The 15076-nt window shown below is 54.9% G+C and carries 15 protein-coding genes and 1 pseudogene; 6 read left to right on the top strand and 10 right to left on the bottom strand.

Annotated elements, in window-relative coordinates; all coding sequences use genetic code 11:
- Positions 1-127 precede the first annotated feature (127 nt).
- The gene (locus tag AC2FI9_RS22180) at positions 128-973 is read right to left on the bottom strand and encodes a DMT family transporter (RefSeq protein WP_496770826.1); all 846 of its coding nucleotides are present in this window, start codon (positions 971-973) and stop codon (positions 128-130) included.
- A gap of 129 nt (positions 974-1102) precedes the next feature.
- Between AC2FI9_RS22180 and AC2FI9_RS22175 the strand changes: the two genes are divergently transcribed.
- A complete protein-coding gene (locus tag AC2FI9_RS22175; RefSeq protein ID WP_496770822.1) occupies positions 1103-1522 on the top strand; it encodes a group II truncated hemoglobin in 420 nt (139 codons plus the stop codon).
- A gap of 398 nt (positions 1523-1920) precedes the next feature.
- Here the strand turns inward: AC2FI9_RS22175 and glnT are convergent, their stop codons facing one another.
- The 6 genes from glnT to AC2FI9_RS22145 form a co-directional block, all read right to left on the bottom strand.
- Complete coding sequence (gene glnT / locus AC2FI9_RS22170) at positions 1921-3249, bottom strand: type III glutamate--ammonia ligase (RefSeq protein ID WP_496770820.1); 1329 nt, start codon at positions 3247-3249, stop codon at positions 1921-1923.
- An 80-nt stretch (positions 3250-3329) separates the two neighbouring features.
- Positions 3330-4658: an FMN-binding glutamate synthase family protein gene (locus AC2FI9_RS22165; RefSeq protein WP_496741962.1), complete on the bottom strand. Its 1329-nt coding sequence runs from the start codon at positions 4656-4658 to the stop codon at positions 3330-3332.
- A gap of 20 nt (positions 4659-4678) precedes the next feature.
- Positions 4679-5362: a GltB/FmdC/FwdC-like GXGXG domain-containing protein gene (locus AC2FI9_RS22160; protein WP_108861026.1), complete on the bottom strand. Its 684-nt coding sequence runs from the start codon at positions 5360-5362 to the stop codon at positions 4679-4681.
- Position 5363: 1 nt separating this feature from the next.
- A complete protein-coding gene (locus AC2FI9_RS22155) occupies positions 5364-6293 on the bottom strand; it encodes a class II glutamine amidotransferase (RefSeq protein ID WP_496770818.1) in 930 nt (309 codons plus the stop codon).
- A gap of 147 nt (positions 6294-6440) precedes the next feature.
- Positions 6441-6656 carry a hypothetical protein gene (locus AC2FI9_RS22150; protein ID WP_108861028.1) on the bottom strand — a complete coding sequence of 72 codons (216 nt, stop codon included), beginning with the start codon at positions 6654-6656 and terminating at the stop codon, positions 6441-6443.
- 11 nt (positions 6657-6667) lie between these two features.
- Entirely contained in the window at positions 6668-8044 is a 1377-nt protein-coding gene (locus tag AC2FI9_RS22145; RefSeq protein WP_496707757.1) for an ammonium transporter, read from the bottom strand.
- A gap of 339 nt (positions 8045-8383) precedes the next feature.
- On the opposite strand from AC2FI9_RS22145, the gene AC2FI9_RS22140 reads away from it, so the two are divergent.
- The 5 genes from AC2FI9_RS22140 to AC2FI9_RS22120 are packed head-to-tail and all read left to right on the top strand — an operon-like array spanning position 8384 to position 12743.
- Positions 8384-9529 carry an aminomethyl transferase family protein gene (locus AC2FI9_RS22140; protein WP_496741948.1) on the top strand — a complete coding sequence of 382 codons (1146 nt, stop codon included), beginning with the start codon at positions 8384-8386 and terminating at the stop codon, positions 9527-9529.
- A gap of 55 nt (positions 9530-9584) precedes the next feature.
- Positions 9585-10181, top strand: coding sequence for a dimethylamine monooxygenase subunit DmmA family protein (locus AC2FI9_RS22135; protein ID WP_496770816.1), 597 nt, complete (start codon positions 9585-9587; stop codon positions 10179-10181).
- Positions 10178-11140 (top strand): PDR/VanB family oxidoreductase, encoded by a 963-nt coding sequence (locus AC2FI9_RS22130; protein ID WP_496770814.1) that lies wholly within the window; start codon positions 10178-10180, stop codon positions 11138-11140. The genes AC2FI9_RS22135 and AC2FI9_RS22130 overlap by 4 nt, the downstream gene beginning before the upstream one ends.
- Positions 11141-11153: 13 nt before the next feature.
- Positions 11154-12221: a heme-dependent oxidative N-demethylase family protein gene (locus AC2FI9_RS22125; protein ID WP_496770812.1), complete on the top strand. Its 1068-nt coding sequence runs from the start codon at positions 11154-11156 to the stop codon at positions 12219-12221.
- A 24-nt stretch (positions 12222-12245) separates the two neighbouring features.
- On the top strand, positions 12246-12743 hold the full coding sequence (locus AC2FI9_RS22120) for a GNAT family N-acetyltransferase (protein WP_496770810.1): 498 nt from the start codon (positions 12246-12248) through the stop codon (positions 12741-12743).
- On the opposite strand, the gene AC2FI9_RS22115 is transcribed toward AC2FI9_RS22120, so the two are convergent.
- The 3 genes and pseudogenes from AC2FI9_RS22115 to AC2FI9_RS22105 all read right to left on the bottom strand — a co-directional run.
- Positions 12721-13350, bottom strand: coding sequence for a helix-turn-helix domain-containing protein (locus AC2FI9_RS22115; RefSeq protein ID WP_058272918.1), 630 nt, complete (start codon positions 13348-13350; stop codon positions 12721-12723). The genes AC2FI9_RS22120 and AC2FI9_RS22115 overlap by 23 nt on opposite strands.
- 522 nt (positions 13351-13872) lie before the next feature.
- Positions 13873-14064, bottom strand: a pseudogene (locus AC2FI9_RS22110) (IS5/IS1182 family transposase); the annotation flags it as partial.
- Between the two features lie 400 nt (positions 14065-14464).
- Positions 14465-15076, bottom strand: a 612-nt coding sequence (locus tag AC2FI9_RS22105) for a hypothetical protein (RefSeq protein WP_496770808.1), incomplete at its 5' end; no start/stop codon positions are given.

Raw genomic sequence — 15076 nt, 5'->3', positions numbered from 1 at the left:
CCTGCCGCGCAAACAAACTGCCAGAACCAGAAGGCCTCACAGCCTGACCTGTTTCGTTAGGGCGCAAAAAATGCGCCCTAACGAAACTGATATTACCTTGTTTTAAAGAGCTTTCGGAATGGTCGCCTCAGAGAGCCAGATAACCTATTCCCGCAAACGCAACCAAACATCCAAGCCATTGGCGTGGCAGCATCTTTTCACGCAAGACAGCCCAGGCCAACACAACCGTCAGCAACCCAAAGACGGACGCCGTCACCGAGGCAAATTGCGCATTCGGCAACCCGCCCGCCGCGATCACGCAAAGGATGGCAACAGCATCCAGAACACCCATGACACAGAGAAGAGGCAGAGCCCGACGCTCAGGCCAGATTGATCTCCGGGATGCCAGGGCGATCATGCCTAGGGCAAAAACTGCCGTCAGTCGAATAACCAGAGAGATTGAGTATTCGTCATTATGTTCGGTTGCATATTGTCCTAGCGCAAAGGTGGCGGCGAACCCGATTGCTGCAAGTATCGATAACACCACCGTCGGGCCAGCCGCTGGGTATTCGGTCGCGTCGCGTTCAGATTGGGCAGCCACAACAGAAACGCCAACACCAATCGCGATGATGGCAAGCCAGTGCAGCGGGCTGACCGTTGCGCCGCGCCAGATGGCCAGTGAGACGGACAACACCGGATAGCTTGCAACAATCGGAGCAACCAGCCGGACCGGGCCTCGTTGAAAAGCGGCGTACATGCAGACGCCCGCCAGCAGATAACACCCCCCTGCAGCAACAGCGCTGATCAATGCCGTGCCAGGAATAGGGTCGACTTCACCCATCATCGCAACCAAACCAAGTTGCAGCACTGCGCCTGAAACCAGCACAGCCATGAGCGAAGCAATCACGCTGACAGACTGGCTGACATAGCGCACTGCCAGATCGTGTACCCCCCAGCAAAGTGCCGCCAAAAGGCCAAGCACCAGAGCGTTCAATCCGTCATCTCCCTCACTGATTTCACCTGGTTCCGCTTCTGAGCATGAGTATGTCAGAATGTCACTGTTGATAAACTTATTTTCCTGTTATGCAATATTGCAGGTGCCAGAGATACAGAAAGGCAGCACATGGAATCTGCGATAGAGCAACTTGGTGGTGAGACCCAACTGCGCGCTCTGGTCGAGCGTTTCTATGACCGGATGGAAACCGATCCGGCAGTGCATTCGTTGCACAGGCTGCATTTTCGAGGACATGGGCTGAACCACACCAGACTGGCTCAATTTGAATTTCTCAGCGGGTTTCTGGGCGGCCGCGCCTACTATCGTGAACGTTTCGGCCATATGGACCTGCGCGAAATCCATGCGCATATCCCCATCCGGAAGGCCGACGCAGAGCTTTGGCTGGACACTTTCGATGCCGCATTGGCGGATTGCGAATTGACCGGTCCGGTTGTGGAAAAGATGCGCGCGACGCTTCGCCGGGCTGCGCTTATGCTGGTTAATGACGTTCCAGATTGGCGGTTGGAAGCAGATGCCGGGTATACGTAAAGTCGCTTTGCGGCAATCACGGTAGTGTTCCGCGGTTCTGATCAAAGCCGATACCCATGACAAATGCCAAAATACGGTCGATTGAAATCATGCACCCACGTTCTGATGGTTTGCTTTTCGAACGTTAGCCAAGGAATGGCATTGACCTCCCAAACATCCATCGGGCCGCCCATTCCTAACAAAAGGTCAAAATCGTTCAGTTGCGGAACAGATTGCTCTTTGCAGAAATGTACGATCTGCGTGTCGTCTTGATGCTTGGTGATGTGGTCTCAAAACAAGCCGGGGCTCTGGCCTTGCGTATGCTGAAAAACGCGAACGTTCCTGGCGATACTCTTGGGGCCCGAAAATTTGAGCCGCAGCTTGTGCCGCGGCCCAGAAATGCAACCTTGCAACCCGACTTAGATGTCCAATGTGTTGTCTTTTTCCCAGCGCGAGAAATGGGAGACAAATGAGTTCCACTCCTGATGTTTCATCTTCAGGAACGCGGATGAGAACTCGGCACCCATCATTGCCTTCAGTTCTTTGTCCTTGTCGTACTCACGCAACGCATCAAGCATGTTCAAAGGCAGTTTCGGAGCACCACGAACCTTATGACCTTCGGCATACATATCGATATCCCAGCGTTTGCCTGGATCTGCCTTGGACCGGATGCCGGATAGCCCAGCCGCGATGATGACTGCCTGTAGCAGATACGGGTTGGTTGCCCCGTCTGGCAGGCGCAGCTCAAACCTGCCGGGGCCGGGAACGCGAACCATGTGCGTCCGGTTGTTGCCTGTCCAGGTCACTGTATTGGGTGCCCAAGTTGCACCCGACATTGTCCGCGGCGCGTTGATGCGCTTGTAGCTGTTCACCGTGGGATTGGTGATCGCGGCAAGCGCCGAGGCATGTTTCATAATGCCGCCGAGGAAGTGTTTTCCGCGTTCTCCCAGACCGACCTCTCCGGTTGGGCCTTCGCCTTCGCCTGCAAACACGTTAGTTTTTGCATCCGCGCCTGGGGCATCCCAGACCGAGATATGAGCATGACAGCCATTTCCGGTCAGACCTTCGACCGGTTTCGGCATGAACGTCGCCCGAAGCCCGTGCTTTTCAGCAACCGACTTGGTCATGAATTTGAAGAACGAGTGCTTGTCAGCGGTGCGCAGCGCATCATCAAATTCCCAGTTCATTTCGAACTGGCCATTGGCGTCCTCGTGGTCATTCTGGTAGGGACCCCAACCCAGTTCCAGCATGTAATCACAGATCTCTCGCACCACATCATAGCGGCGCATTACGGCCTGTTGGTCATAACAGGGCTTTTCTGCTGTATCGAATGGGTCGCTGATTTGCTCTCCATCTGGGGTCAGCAGAAAGAACTCGGCTTCGATACCGGTTTTGACATGCATGCCTTCGGCGGCGGCCTCGTCAATAAGGCGGCGCAGGACGTTGCGGGGGGCTTGCGCAACATCGCTTCCTTCCATCACGCAGTTACCAGCAACCCAAGCCACTTCGGGCTTCCACGGTAGCTGAATGACCGAGGACGGATCAGGCACCGCAAGCATGTCGGGATGCGCTGGCGTCATGTCCAGCCACGTGGCGAACCCGGCGAATCCCGCTCCGTCCTCCTGCATATCGGCAATCGCCTGCGCGGGCACCAGTTTGGCCCGCTGTCCACCGAACAGATCGGTGAACGAGATCATGAAATACTTGACGCCTTTTTCTTTTGCGAAAGCTGCGAGATCTGTCGTCACGATTGCTTTCCTTTCCCTGTTGTTTTTTGGTTTGTCAAAGCAAAAACGCGGCCCCCATCAGGGAGCCGCGCAGCATCTATTCAGAACCCTTCCTTGCCGGGGTACCAACTGGTTCCCGCCAGCGGCACCCGCGCCATGGCGGCGGCCTCCATTGTCAGGGCACACAAATCTTCGGGCTCGAGGTTGTGCAGATGGTTGTGACCACAGGCACGCGCGATAGTCTGCGCCTCAAGTGTCATAACTTTCAAGTAGTTCCGCAGCCTGCGGCCTGCATCAACCGGGTTCAAGCGTGCTGCCAAATCTGGGTCTTGCGTGGTGATACCCGCCGGGTCCTGGCCTTCATGCCAATCATCATATGCGCCGGTGGTGGTGCCTAGCTTCTGATACTCGGCCTCCCACTTGGGATCGTTGTCGCCCAGAGCCACCAATGCGGCGGTGCCTATGGCGACCGCATCTGCACCCAGCGCCAGCGCTTTGGCAACATCGGCACCGGTGCGGATACCGCCCGAGATGACCAGTTGTACCTCTCGGTGCACGCCCAGATCCTGCAGTGCCTGAACGGCGGGGCGGATACAGGACAGCGTCGGCAGACCGACATGTTCGATGAAAACGTCCTGCGTGGCAGCGGTGCCGCCCTGCATCCCATCCATGACGACAACGTCGGCGCCAGCTTTCACGGCCAAAGCAGTGTCGTAGTAGGGGCGTGTTGCGCCAACTTTGACATAGATCGGCACTTGCCAGTCAGTGATCTCGCGCAGTTCGAGGATCTTGATCTCAAGATCGTCCGGGCCAGTCCAGTCGGGATGGCGACAGGCCGAGCGCTGGTCGATACCCTTGGGCAGGGTGCGCATCTCGGCCACGCGGTCGCTGATCTTCTGACCCAGCAGCATACCGCCGCCACCGGGTTTAGCGCCTTGGCCAACCACAATCTCAATTGCATCAGCCTTGCGCAGATCGTTCGGGTTCATGCCATAACGCGAAGGCAAATACTGATAGACCAGCTTGGTTGAATGGCCGCGTTCCTCTGGTGTCATGCCACCGTCACCGGTGGTGGTTGACGTGCCCGCTGCGGATGCGCCGCGGCCCAGAGCCTCTTTCGCCGGGCCAGACAAGGCACCAAAACTCATGCCTGCAATGGTGATAGGGATATCAAGCTCGATCGGTTTTTTGGCAAAGCGCGTGCCCAACGTTACTGAGGTATCGCAACGTTCGCGATAGCCTTCCAACGGATAACGCGATACCGACGCACCCAGAAACAGCAGATCGTCGAAATGAGGTACTTTCCGTTTGGCTCCCCCACCTCGAATGTCATAGATGCCGGTCGCAGCGGCGCGACGGATCTCAGCATTGATCGGGTTGGAAAATGTCGCCGACTGGATCGGCAGGGTGCGGGGGATCTGATCGTCCATATCTTTCATACCCTTCTTCCTCAGTAAGCGGCGGCGTTATCAACGTCGAAATTATAAAGCTGACGGGCCGAACCATAGCGTTTGAACTCTTCTGGCTTGGCGTCGCTGCCCGCGCGGGCCAGAAGATCCCTCAGGATATCCAGATGCTCGGGACGCATGTCCTTCTCGATGCAATCGGCGCCGAGGCTCTTGACCGAACCACGCACGAACAGCCGGGCTTCGTAGAGTGAATCCCCCAGTGCATCCCCAGCGTCCCCGCAGACAACCAGATTGCCGTCCTGTGCCATGAAGGCGGACATGTGGCCGATGTTGCCATGCACGACGATATCGATCCCTTTCATTGAGATGCCACAGCGCGAGCTGGCATTACCTTTGATCACCAGCAATCCGCCATGGCCGGTCGCTCCAGCGTATTGGCTGGCGTCACCATCGACGATGACCTGACCGGACATCATGTTTTCGGCAACGCCCGGACCAACAGAGCCTTCTACCTTTATGGTCGCCTGCTGGTTCATGCCCGCGCAATAATACCCGGTCGAGCCTTTGACCGTCACTTCAATCGGCGCATCCAGCCCAACGGCGATTGCATGGCTGCCCTTCGGGTTTACTATTTCCCAGCGTGTTTGGTTGGTCTCGGCGTTTTGCGCCTGCAGGGACGAGTTCAATCCGCGTAGCCCGTCTGCCTCTAGATCATAGGTCTGCATATCAGGCGGCCTTTTCGTGGGTTGTGGGGCTGTCGTTGTGCGACCAGAAATATACGGTGGAGGGTTCAGGCTCCCAGACCCGGGCGCCTTCAATGCCCGGCAGGTTTACCAAAGCACGGTATTCGCTGCCAAAGGCTACATATTGGTCTGTTTCGGCCATCACCGCAGGTTTGCAGGCAATTGGGTCACGTACGACACCAAACCCGTCCTTGGTGCCAACAACAAAGGTGAAGAAACCGTCCAGATCATCAATGCTGGTCTCCAGAGCCTCACCCAGTGTTGCGCCGTTCATCATTTTCCATGTCAGATATGCGGCACCCACTTCGGTGTCGTTCTCGGTCTGGATAACCACACCTTCACGGCGCAGTTTGCGGCGCAACGAGTTGTGGTTGGACAGCGATCCATTGTGGACAAGACACTGATCGGGGCCGGTGTTGAACGGATGTGCGCCCATTGTCGTCACGGCGGATTCGGTCGCCATACGCGTATGCCCAATGCCATGGGTGCCGCTCATTCCGTTGAGGTTAAATCGGTCTGCAACATCTTTGGGTAGGCCAACTTCCTTGTAGATTTCGAGGCTTTCGCCGCGGCTCATGATCCGAACCGACGGGCGGATTTCGGCCAGCGCAGCGCGTGCGGCTTCGAACTGACCGGCGGGAATTTCAAGAACGGTGTGTGTGTCGTTGTTTGTCTGACCAACCGTTGCGCCCAGCTTTTCACCCAGCTCATCAGCCAGGCCGACAAAGTCAGCATCGGGGTTGGGCGACTGGACTGTAATCTTGGTTTTGCCTGCCGACTCTGCGCCATAGATCGCGATACCGGCACTATCGGGGCCGCGGTCTGTCATCGTAATCAGCATGTCCGTCAGCATGTTACCCAGTTGGGGCGCAAGAGACTGGTCTTTGAGGAATAATCCAACAATTCCGCACATGGCTGGCAGATCTCCTTGTGTGTTTCACTATGATTCGACGGTATCAACAAAACTGGGGGACATCAATAATAGTAGGAAAGTTTTTTTCCTAAGAGGCAATGGGCGCGATCTCTGATCTCACGCCCATTGCCAGCTCTTAAAGCTGGATCAGTATCGTTCCAGCTGTGCCTTCACCTTCTCTTCGTCGCCGGTGTGGCGGGCCTTCTCAAGGTGTTCACCTTCCCGGACGAACTGGATGCGATGCCAGCCAATCCAGAAGACCACACCAATGATGACCATCAGAACTTCGTAACCTTGGAAGGGGTAGATCGGACCGACCTCGGCAAGATCGACAGCCCAGCTTGTGTATCCATTCGTAGACATGTCTTTCTCCTTTACTTCGCTGCCGCGCCAGCACGGGCAGCCAATTCCTGTTTGTCAGCTTCAATGATCGCTGCCTTGGCATCTTCGTAGGCGTGGTGCTCGGCGTAATCGAGGCCCTGCAGTTCGACCTCTTCCGGGATGCGAAGCACACCTGCGGCCGCCTGCATCTTGGCCAGAGCCCAGCCGGGTAGAAAGCCAAGAACAAAGAACATGATGACCGCACCGGTGATTTGACCGATCGGGTTGATTGTTGCGTATCCTTCGTACGGCGAAGATGGCACACCCCAGAGGACAAAGCCTGAAATCACCAGGCCAACAACTCCGGCATAACCGTGCACAGCAACGGCGCCCACCGCATCATCCAGCTTGAACCGGCGTTCAACCCAGTAGTGCAGCTTGTACACGATCACGACGCCGATCGCGGCAATGATCATTGCCTGAATCGGATGATACAAATCGTTTCCGGCCGAGGCGGTGATGATTCCGGCAAGCCCACCCGAGAAAGTCCAGAACGCATCACCCTTCGAGATCACGTAAGCAGCCATCAGACCGCCGGATAGCGACATGAGGAAGTTGAAGGTGATCGCCGACAGGGTCGTCGGAGCCAGATAGATATTGGTTGCTGTCCAGGTGACGCCGGTGATCTGCCCATCGATCCCTTCAGGTGAAATCACTGGCACGTTGCACGCGGCATAGAAGCCCCAGAAACCAGTGTAGATCAGGAAGATACCGATCGTCAGTAGCCACGGATTGTGCGGAGGAATGTCCCGTGGTGTACCGTCCTTGGCGAACTTGCCTAGGCGCGGGCCCAAAACCATGATCACACCCAATGCGTAACCGCCTGCAATTGCGTGAATTACACCGGAAGCATATGCATCATGGTAGCCGAGAATGCGAACCATCCAGCCGCCGTAGTGCCAGCCCCACGCAGCGTCGATGATCCACCAGACCGATCCGATCATGACCGCATGAACCCAGAGCGCCGAAGACCTGATCCGTTCGATCACGGAACCCGAAACGATCGAGGCCGCCGTCCAAGAGAACAGCAGGAATGCCGCCCAGAAAACGCCAGTGATTCTGTCACTAACATTGGTCGCCATCGTATCGGCCCAAGGCAGATTCGCTGCGCCCGCTTCAGTGTCCAGACCGCCCCAGAACGGAAAGTTTGGAAAAGCCCAGTAGATCCACCATCCAAAGAAGAAGAACGTGACCGTCACCAGAGGGATGATCATGATGTTTTTCATCAATGTGTGCATATGGTTACGGGCACGACTTGCGCCGACTTCGTACATGCAAAAGCCCACATGGATGAGGAACATGAAAACGACAGTTACCCAGTAGTAGAACTCGGTAAAGATCGTCGTGAGAGCATTTAAATTGCCATCCACTTCGTAGTCTCCCTGTTGTTGCAGCAGGAGGTCTCTCTGCGGAGTTTTCCTGCTGGGAAATTTTATCTACTCAGGGGACAATCTCGTGGGGCACCTGTCAATAGATATGTGGGGCAAACATCTTTAACGGTGGTGTCGCATTCTCAATTTGAAGGGTCGAAAACTGGCTTTTCTTCATGAAAATAAGGGGTTTCCTTCAACTCTAAGCCCCCGTCTATGGGTTCAGAAATTGAAGGCAAATATTCCCATCAGGAAAATATTCTGCACAGAGGTGTTGATTTTCAATCTGACATCAGCCTCAATATGGCAACAAAAAGCAATCAACGGGAGAGCTGAACCATGGCCATTCTTTGGAGGACGTCCGCCCTTGCGCAGCGCCATGCCGAGATCGGCGGCGAACTTGAGGACTGGAACGGCATGGGAACCGCATGGTTCTACGACCACAGCCCAGAGCGCGCCAAAGCTGACTATGAAGCAATTCGAACCAAAGCTGGCCTCATGGATGTTTCCGGCCTGAAAAAGGTTCACGTGGTCGGCGAAGATGCCGCATATGTCATTGATCGGGTCACCACGCGGAACGTGGAAAAGATCATGCCGGGTCGTTCGACCTATGCCTCGATCCTGAATGCTGAAGGCAAATTCGTTGACGATTGCATCATCTATCGCTTGTCGGTGAACACATGGCTTGTGGTGCACGGAACCGGTACGGGCATGGAGCAGCTGACGTCTGTGGCGGCGGGCAAAAACTGCGCGGTCATTTTTGACGACGACATGCACGACATGTCGCTGCAGGGACCGGTGGCCGTTGATTTCCTGGCCAAGCACATTCCCGGAATTCGTGATCTGGCTTATTTTGGGATCATGCAAACCAAACTCTATGGCTGCCCGGTGATGATTTCGCGGACCGGCTACACCGGTGAGCGCGGGTACGAAATTTTCTGTCAGGCCAAGCACGCAGTACACCTGTGGGACAACATTCTGGCCGAGGGCAAAGACATGGGCATCGTGCCGGTCCAGTTCTCGACGCTTGATCTGCTGCGCACCGAAAGCTATCTGCTGTTTTACCCCGGAGATAACTCGGAAACCTACCCGTTCGACGACGAAACATGCGGTGATACGCTTTGGGAACTGGGTTTGGAATTCACTGTGTCACCCGGGAAAACCGGCTTTATCGGGGCCGAGAACCACTATGCTTCGCAAGGCAAAGAACGGTTCAAGATCTACGGCGTCAAACTTGACGGCACGACCCCGGCGGACGAGGGCGCGGATCTGCTGCAAAATGGTGAAAAGGTCGGCGTTGTCACCTTCGGCATGTATTCCGAAATCAATGGGCACAATGTTGGTATCGCCCGTATGCCGGTTGCGTGTGCCTCACCGGGCACCCAACTGACGGTCCGCAACGGCGATGGGACAGAAATAGCAGCGACTGCGGAAGAGATGCCGTTCTACGATCAGGACAAATCGATCAGAACCGCAAAGGGCTGAGTTTAAGGGGGCGCAACGGACACACCGTGGCGCCCTTTTCCTATTTGAGGGCACAATGTCAAAGTTCGAATTTCCCAAGTCAATCGCAAGCCGCCCGGTCTGGGGCACGCTAGAGGTCCGCCCGGGCGAACACCATCTCATGATCGCTGAGGCCGAAGGGGCCGAAGCCGTTCTTGACATCGCGACACCCGACCTGATGGCCAAAACCCATCTGATCTACATTCCCAAGGGAACGGATTACGTTGAGCGACTGCAGGCAGCGAAGCCTGCGCAATTCTACGAAGGTCCATCCTATGAGGCCTCGCTGCAGCGCATTCGCCGCGTTTTGGAAGATGCTCATATGGGATTGCAGGTTTATTTGACCGGCTCTGAGGGTATGATGGGTCAGGCCATGAACGAAGTGATGGCCGTTGGCCTGCCGCACACGGCAATCCAGACCGAACATCGCGGATCAGTCGCGCGCCGGATGCAATGTGTGCACTGCAAGGGCATCACCGAGGATGTCGAGGTTGATCCGTTTGTCTGCGCGCATTGCGGGCTGAACCTGTTTGTGCGCGACCATTATTCCCGCCGCCTTGCCGCCTATCAGGGCGTCCGTGTCGATGCCGAAGACCATGGCAACGTGCCCGAGCCGAAAGGGATTTACGAATGAGCGGTGCCGAGAAAATCCAAGTCAAAGTGACCGAGATCACCCCGCTGAACGAGTTGGTGACGCGGTTCCGGTTCGAACGCATCGACGGAGGCCAGTTGCCAACCTTTTCGGGTGGCGCGCATACGGTTGTTGAAATGCGGGATGGAGGCATCACGCGGCTTAATCCCTATTCGCTGATGTCGGATCCGTTTGATCAGTCATCCTATACGATCTCGGTTCGGCGCGATGACGAGGGCAGGGGTGGTTCACTGTTCATGCACCGCCAGGTCAAGCTGGGTGATGAGATGATCATCAGCTATCCGGTCAACTTGTTTTCACTGGACCTGCGCGCCCGCAAACACCTGTTTCTGGCCGGTGGAATCGGGATCACCCCGTTTCTGGCGCAGATTAAACAACTTGAACTGCTGCATGGGCATTGGGAGCTGCATTATGCCTGCCGCAATCACGCGCTGGCATCTTATGCGGACCAGCTGACCGACCGGCATCCCAATGAGACGCATCTGTATTACGACGATCAGAACCAGCAGATTGATCTGGAGAACCTCCTGAGCGGGCAACCTCTGGGCACGCATGTCTATGTCTGCGGCCCCAAGGGTATGATCGACTGGGTGCGCAACACAGCCGCCGCCGAAGGCTGGCCGGAAGATTGCGTGCATTACGAAGAGTTCTTGGCACCTCAGCCTGGCAAGCCGTTCGAGGTGCGGCTGGCGGCCTCAGACAAAGTCGTTCATGTCGGCGAGAACGAAAGCCTGCTCGAAGCCATCGAACGAGAAGGCGTCGATGCGCCTTATCTGTGCCGTGGTGGTGCCTGCGGTCAGTGTGAAACCGTGGTTCTGGATCACGACGGCAACTTTGTTCATCGTGATCACTGGCTGACCGATGAAGAAAAGGCAGCAGGCAAGAAAATCATGCCCTGCGTATCGCGTTTCGAGGGCAAGTCCCTCGTGCTGGACCGCTGAGAGGAGGCCCATCATGACCATTCAATTCAACGACGAGTCCTTCCGAGACGACTATACGTTCCACAACTCGGAATGGGCGATCAAACGCTTTCCGTTCCCATTCCACGAAGACAGCTACATGTATTCGGTCAACATGGAACAGCATCGCGGTGGTCCCGAGGGCTCGGTCTATGAAATGCGGTTCGATGTGGACGAGCACTACGTCGCAGAGATGAAAGATCGCGCAATGGTTCTGGATCAGGACCCGCTGCGTTGTCAGTCGTTGCCGCATATGACATTGGCCGGTTGGGACTTGCTGGAACTGATCATGGTTAGCAAGTCCGAGGATTACCCGGACTTGTTTGAGCTGCACCGCAACGGCAATCAGTGGCGCTGGATCAACAAGCCATTGGGCATCGATCACAGCTTTACCTTCATGGATGAAACCACGCTGCCCTATGGGCCGATGGAATACATCACCCGTCAGGCACAGGGCGATTTTGCCGTACTTGATCAGCGCGACGAGATGCTGTGGATGGACGCCGGAATGGTGACGACCCAAGCCGACTGGAGTCTGGATTTTGACATCGGCATGAACTTTTTCGAATGGCACGCGCCGGTTCCAAAAGCGCATGAGATGGGGATATTCAAGCGCGCATTGAAATTCCTGCTGAATATTCAGCAGGGCGCCCCCGCGCGGCGTCTCAACTGGACCATGACGGTGAATCCTTTGCTAGATACAAGCCCGGAAAACTATCACAAATGGGGCATCCAAAAGACCACGCTGACGCCCGAAAACATCGCCCACAAGCAACATCTGCGGGTCGAGTTGCAGACGTTCTTCCGTCTGCCGCGCTCCAATGCGCTGGTGTTCCCGATCCGCTGCTATCTGTGCAGTTTTCAGGATCTGATGACTGTTCCCAAATGGGGCCGCCGTCTGCACCGGGTTATTCGGGACCTGCCCGAAGAACTGGCGACTTACAAAGGGTTCATCGACAACCGCCCGATGATGCTGGACTATCTCAGTCAGTTTGACGACGGGTTACCCACATCGCCAGGGATTTGGCCGGATTTGGAAACGGAACCGCCTTTGTCCAAGTGAGCATTGTGAAGTGCCGTTGCTCAAATGACTGATCCGGACTTCACGCCTTGGCTAATTCCGAGCGATGACTTTGCATTATATGACGCGCTTGCGCTGCTTCGTGCGTCATTTCAATTCATGGATGCGCGGATCGACCCTCCGTCTTCTATCCATAAGCTGACGGTGGAAGGGATGCAGGAGCATTGTAAGGATGGTGGTGAAATTTGGGCCATCGGCCGACCGCTGTTCGCATGTATGTTTCTGACGCCCAAACCCGACAGCCTGTACTTGGGGAAGCTTGCAGTTCAGGAAGGACTGCGGGGGCAAGGTATCTGCCGCACGTTGGTGGATCATGCTGCAAGCCGTGCAACAGAGCTTGGTTTGCCTGCGCTGGAACTGGAAACGCGCGTAGAACTTACTGAAAACCATCGTGTTTTTTCAAGGCTTGGGTTCACGATCGTGAATACGGGCAGCCATGAAGGCTATGACAGACCCACGGATTTCCGATTGCGCAAGACGATCAGTTTGTCTGCGGATAGCTGATCACCGATATGTAGCGGGCCGGCAGATTAACCAACCGTTCCGGGCCATGGGGTGAATCCGCATCAAAGAACAGGGTGTCACCCGGTTTCAGTGGGTAAATCTGGTCCCCATGGCGGTAATCCACTTCACCTTCCAGCATGTAAATCGTCTCAATGCCACCATGTTGGAATGTTGGAAACACATCGGATTTAGCAGTCAGGGTGATCAGATAGGGTTCTACAATTACGCCTGATCCGTTGGCGCCAATATGCCCCAACAGGTTATATTGGTGGTTGGCGCGTGTCCCTTCACGCTCCAGCTCGACACCTTCACCTGCTTTTGTATGAACCGCCTCCCGGCGTTCTTCGAACTGTCTGAAAAAACTTGTCAAAGGAACCGACAGTGCATCCGCCAATGACTGCAAGGTCGTCAAGGAGGGTGACGTATTTCCATTTTCGATTTTTGACAGCATGCCGATCGACAAACCGGTTAGCTGGGCAAGCTCCGCGACGGTTATTTCCTGCTGCTTGCGAAAGGCGCGAACCTCGCGGCCGATGGCAACTTCAAGAACTTTTTCTCTGTTACCCGAACGAACGGAATGTGGGTCCTGAGTCAGATTTGCCGCCATTTCTTTGTCGCGTTTTTTCAATTTTACTCTTTCAATGTCTTGCTACACTTGTCCAAACTGGTTCTGCAAGCAGGAGCAGCGGAAAACCCATTCCATTCGAAGTATCATAGCACCTAATTTTTCCTGATAGTAAAATAATCATGCTGGCAGAAAAAAGACCAGAGATCAGAATTCCACGGTTTGATGGCTTTTCGATGGGGAGCCTGACATCGTTGATCGAATCTCTGAGTATCGCAACGATCGCGCCCGGCATTGAGCATTTCTACTGATCGCTTGTGACCGAAAGAGGCAAAAAAGTCACCTGCAGCGCCAATGCCGGGTTGGAGGTTGGAACATATGTGTTGGATCGCCGATCGACGGACATTCTTTTCCAGCATAGCAGTCCGACCTCGGGTTTAAGCGATTGTAGTCAGGAAAACAGAATGCCACTTACCCTTTTAGGGCACGGAATTATTTTGGGCGCTTTTTCATTAGGGCGATCTGATCTTTTTACCAATATTTCCCTTGGTTCAAGGCACATAGCTAGGAAGTGACGAGTGCAGCCAAAACGATTGCCGAGAGAAAGACTTTTGGGCATCTGTCGTAGCGTGTCGCCACTCGTCGCCATGCCTTGAGCCTACCGAGCATGATCTTAATGTGATTGCGCGGTTTGTAGCGGCGCTTATCACTTCGCGCGGGCCGCTTGTGTTGTTTCCAGCCCGGGATACATGCGCACAGCCCGTTTGATATCTTTGACGATCTTCTCGCCAGGGCTCTTCCTTGTCTTTCTTATCATCCACTCCTCAGTGGTTGCGATGAGCCAAGGACTTTTTCTTATCAAATACGGCTATATGGAACCAAAAGCGCTGACGCCAGAAACGGCCCGACATACCACAACAACCTCATCGAGGTGCCAGACGTCGCCTGTACGACCCTGTCGGCCTCGCAACAACATCTCCTCAAATTTGCGCAAGCTCAGATTGAAGCAAGTTTACAACCACACCGCGCGCGCAATGATCTGGCCAGGAAACCGGTGACGTTTGAAGCTGATGGATATTGAATCCCCCGACGCCAACTACGTCCAAATCCAGGTTTGAGCAACCACTCCAGAGATACCGTGGCAAAACCATCTGCTTTACTCAGCATAGTTGGGCATGGCTCGACGGCGCACGAAAGTTCGCAACTCTTTCATTGATGCGATTGCCCCAATCAGAAAGGCGACGGATAAAACCGCGCCCCAGTAGGTCTGTGAAGTTATACTCACCTGCAACGTTTCATTTGTTCGAACGCCACTGACTGCCAAAAACAAAAGCGTAAAAATCGAAGGTAAAGTGGTCGGTGAAAGTGAAAAATTGGTGCGCCGGCGTAATAGGACCAGAGAGACAATTGCGCTGACAAGCTCTGCAGCAATACCTATCCAGATAACCGACAAAATATTGCCGTGATGGTACGCCGCATGCCACACGAAAGGTAAAGCGCTCACACGGACGATATTAGGGATCATGGCGTTTTCAGTTCTAGCTTTTGCGACTGCCATAGTGGTGCTGCCACTGCGCGACACTCGAATTCCCTGCATGATGGCAAGCCATGCGAGAATGGGAATGACCGCTGCATACTTGTCCCCAAGCGCGAGACTTACAAACGGCTCGCCGAAAAAAATGATGCAAACGGGTTCTGTCGCAAACTTTTCAGATGGCAGAGCATTAGTGGAATTGGTGAGCGGTTTACCCTGCCAGTTGGGCGAACT

The sequence above is a fragment of the Ruegeria sp. CDSA246 genome, from assembly GCF_059611225.1.
This window is presented reverse-complemented; position numbering and strand designations above follow the sequence as displayed.

Excerpts from the sequence above, each read along its gene's own strand:
- AC2FI9_RS22175 (WP_496770822.1), top strand. The coding sequence starts at position 1,103 with ATGGAATCTGCGATAGAGCAACTTGGTGGTGAGACCCAACTGCGCGCT.
- AC2FI9_RS22165 (WP_496741962.1), bottom strand. The coding sequence starts at position 4,658 with ATGGACGATCAGATCCCCCGCACCCTGCCGATCCAGTCGGCGACATTT.
- AC2FI9_RS22160 (WP_108861026.1), bottom strand. The coding sequence starts at position 5,362 with ATGCAGACCTATGATCTAGAGGCAGACGGGCTACGCGGATTGAACTCG.
- AC2FI9_RS22155 (WP_496770818.1), bottom strand. The coding sequence starts at position 6,293 with ATGTGCGGAATTGTTGGATTATTCCTCAAAGACCAGTCTCTTGCGCCC.
- AC2FI9_RS22150 (WP_108861028.1), bottom strand. The coding sequence starts at position 6,656 with ATGTCTACGAATGGATACACAAGCTGGGCTGTCGATCTTGCCGAGGTC.
- AC2FI9_RS22140 (WP_496741948.1), top strand. The coding sequence starts at position 8,384 with ATGGCCATTCTTTGGAGGACGTCCGCCCTTGCGCAGCGCCATGCCGAG.
- AC2FI9_RS22135 (WP_496770816.1), top strand. The coding sequence starts at position 9,585 with ATGTCAAAGTTCGAATTTCCCAAGTCAATCGCAAGCCGCCCGGTCTGG.
- AC2FI9_RS22130 (WP_496770814.1), top strand. The coding sequence starts at position 10,178 with ATGAGCGGTGCCGAGAAAATCCAAGTCAAAGTGACCGAGATCACCCCG.
- AC2FI9_RS22125 (WP_496770812.1), top strand. The coding sequence starts at position 11,154 with ATGACCATTCAATTCAACGACGAGTCCTTCCGAGACGACTATACGTTC.
- AC2FI9_RS22120 (WP_496770810.1), top strand. The coding sequence starts at position 12,246 with ATGACTGATCCGGACTTCACGCCTTGGCTAATTCCGAGCGATGACTTT.
- AC2FI9_RS22115 (WP_058272918.1), bottom strand. The coding sequence starts at position 13,350 with ATGGCGGCAAATCTGACTCAGGACCCACATTCCGTTCGTTCGGGTAAC.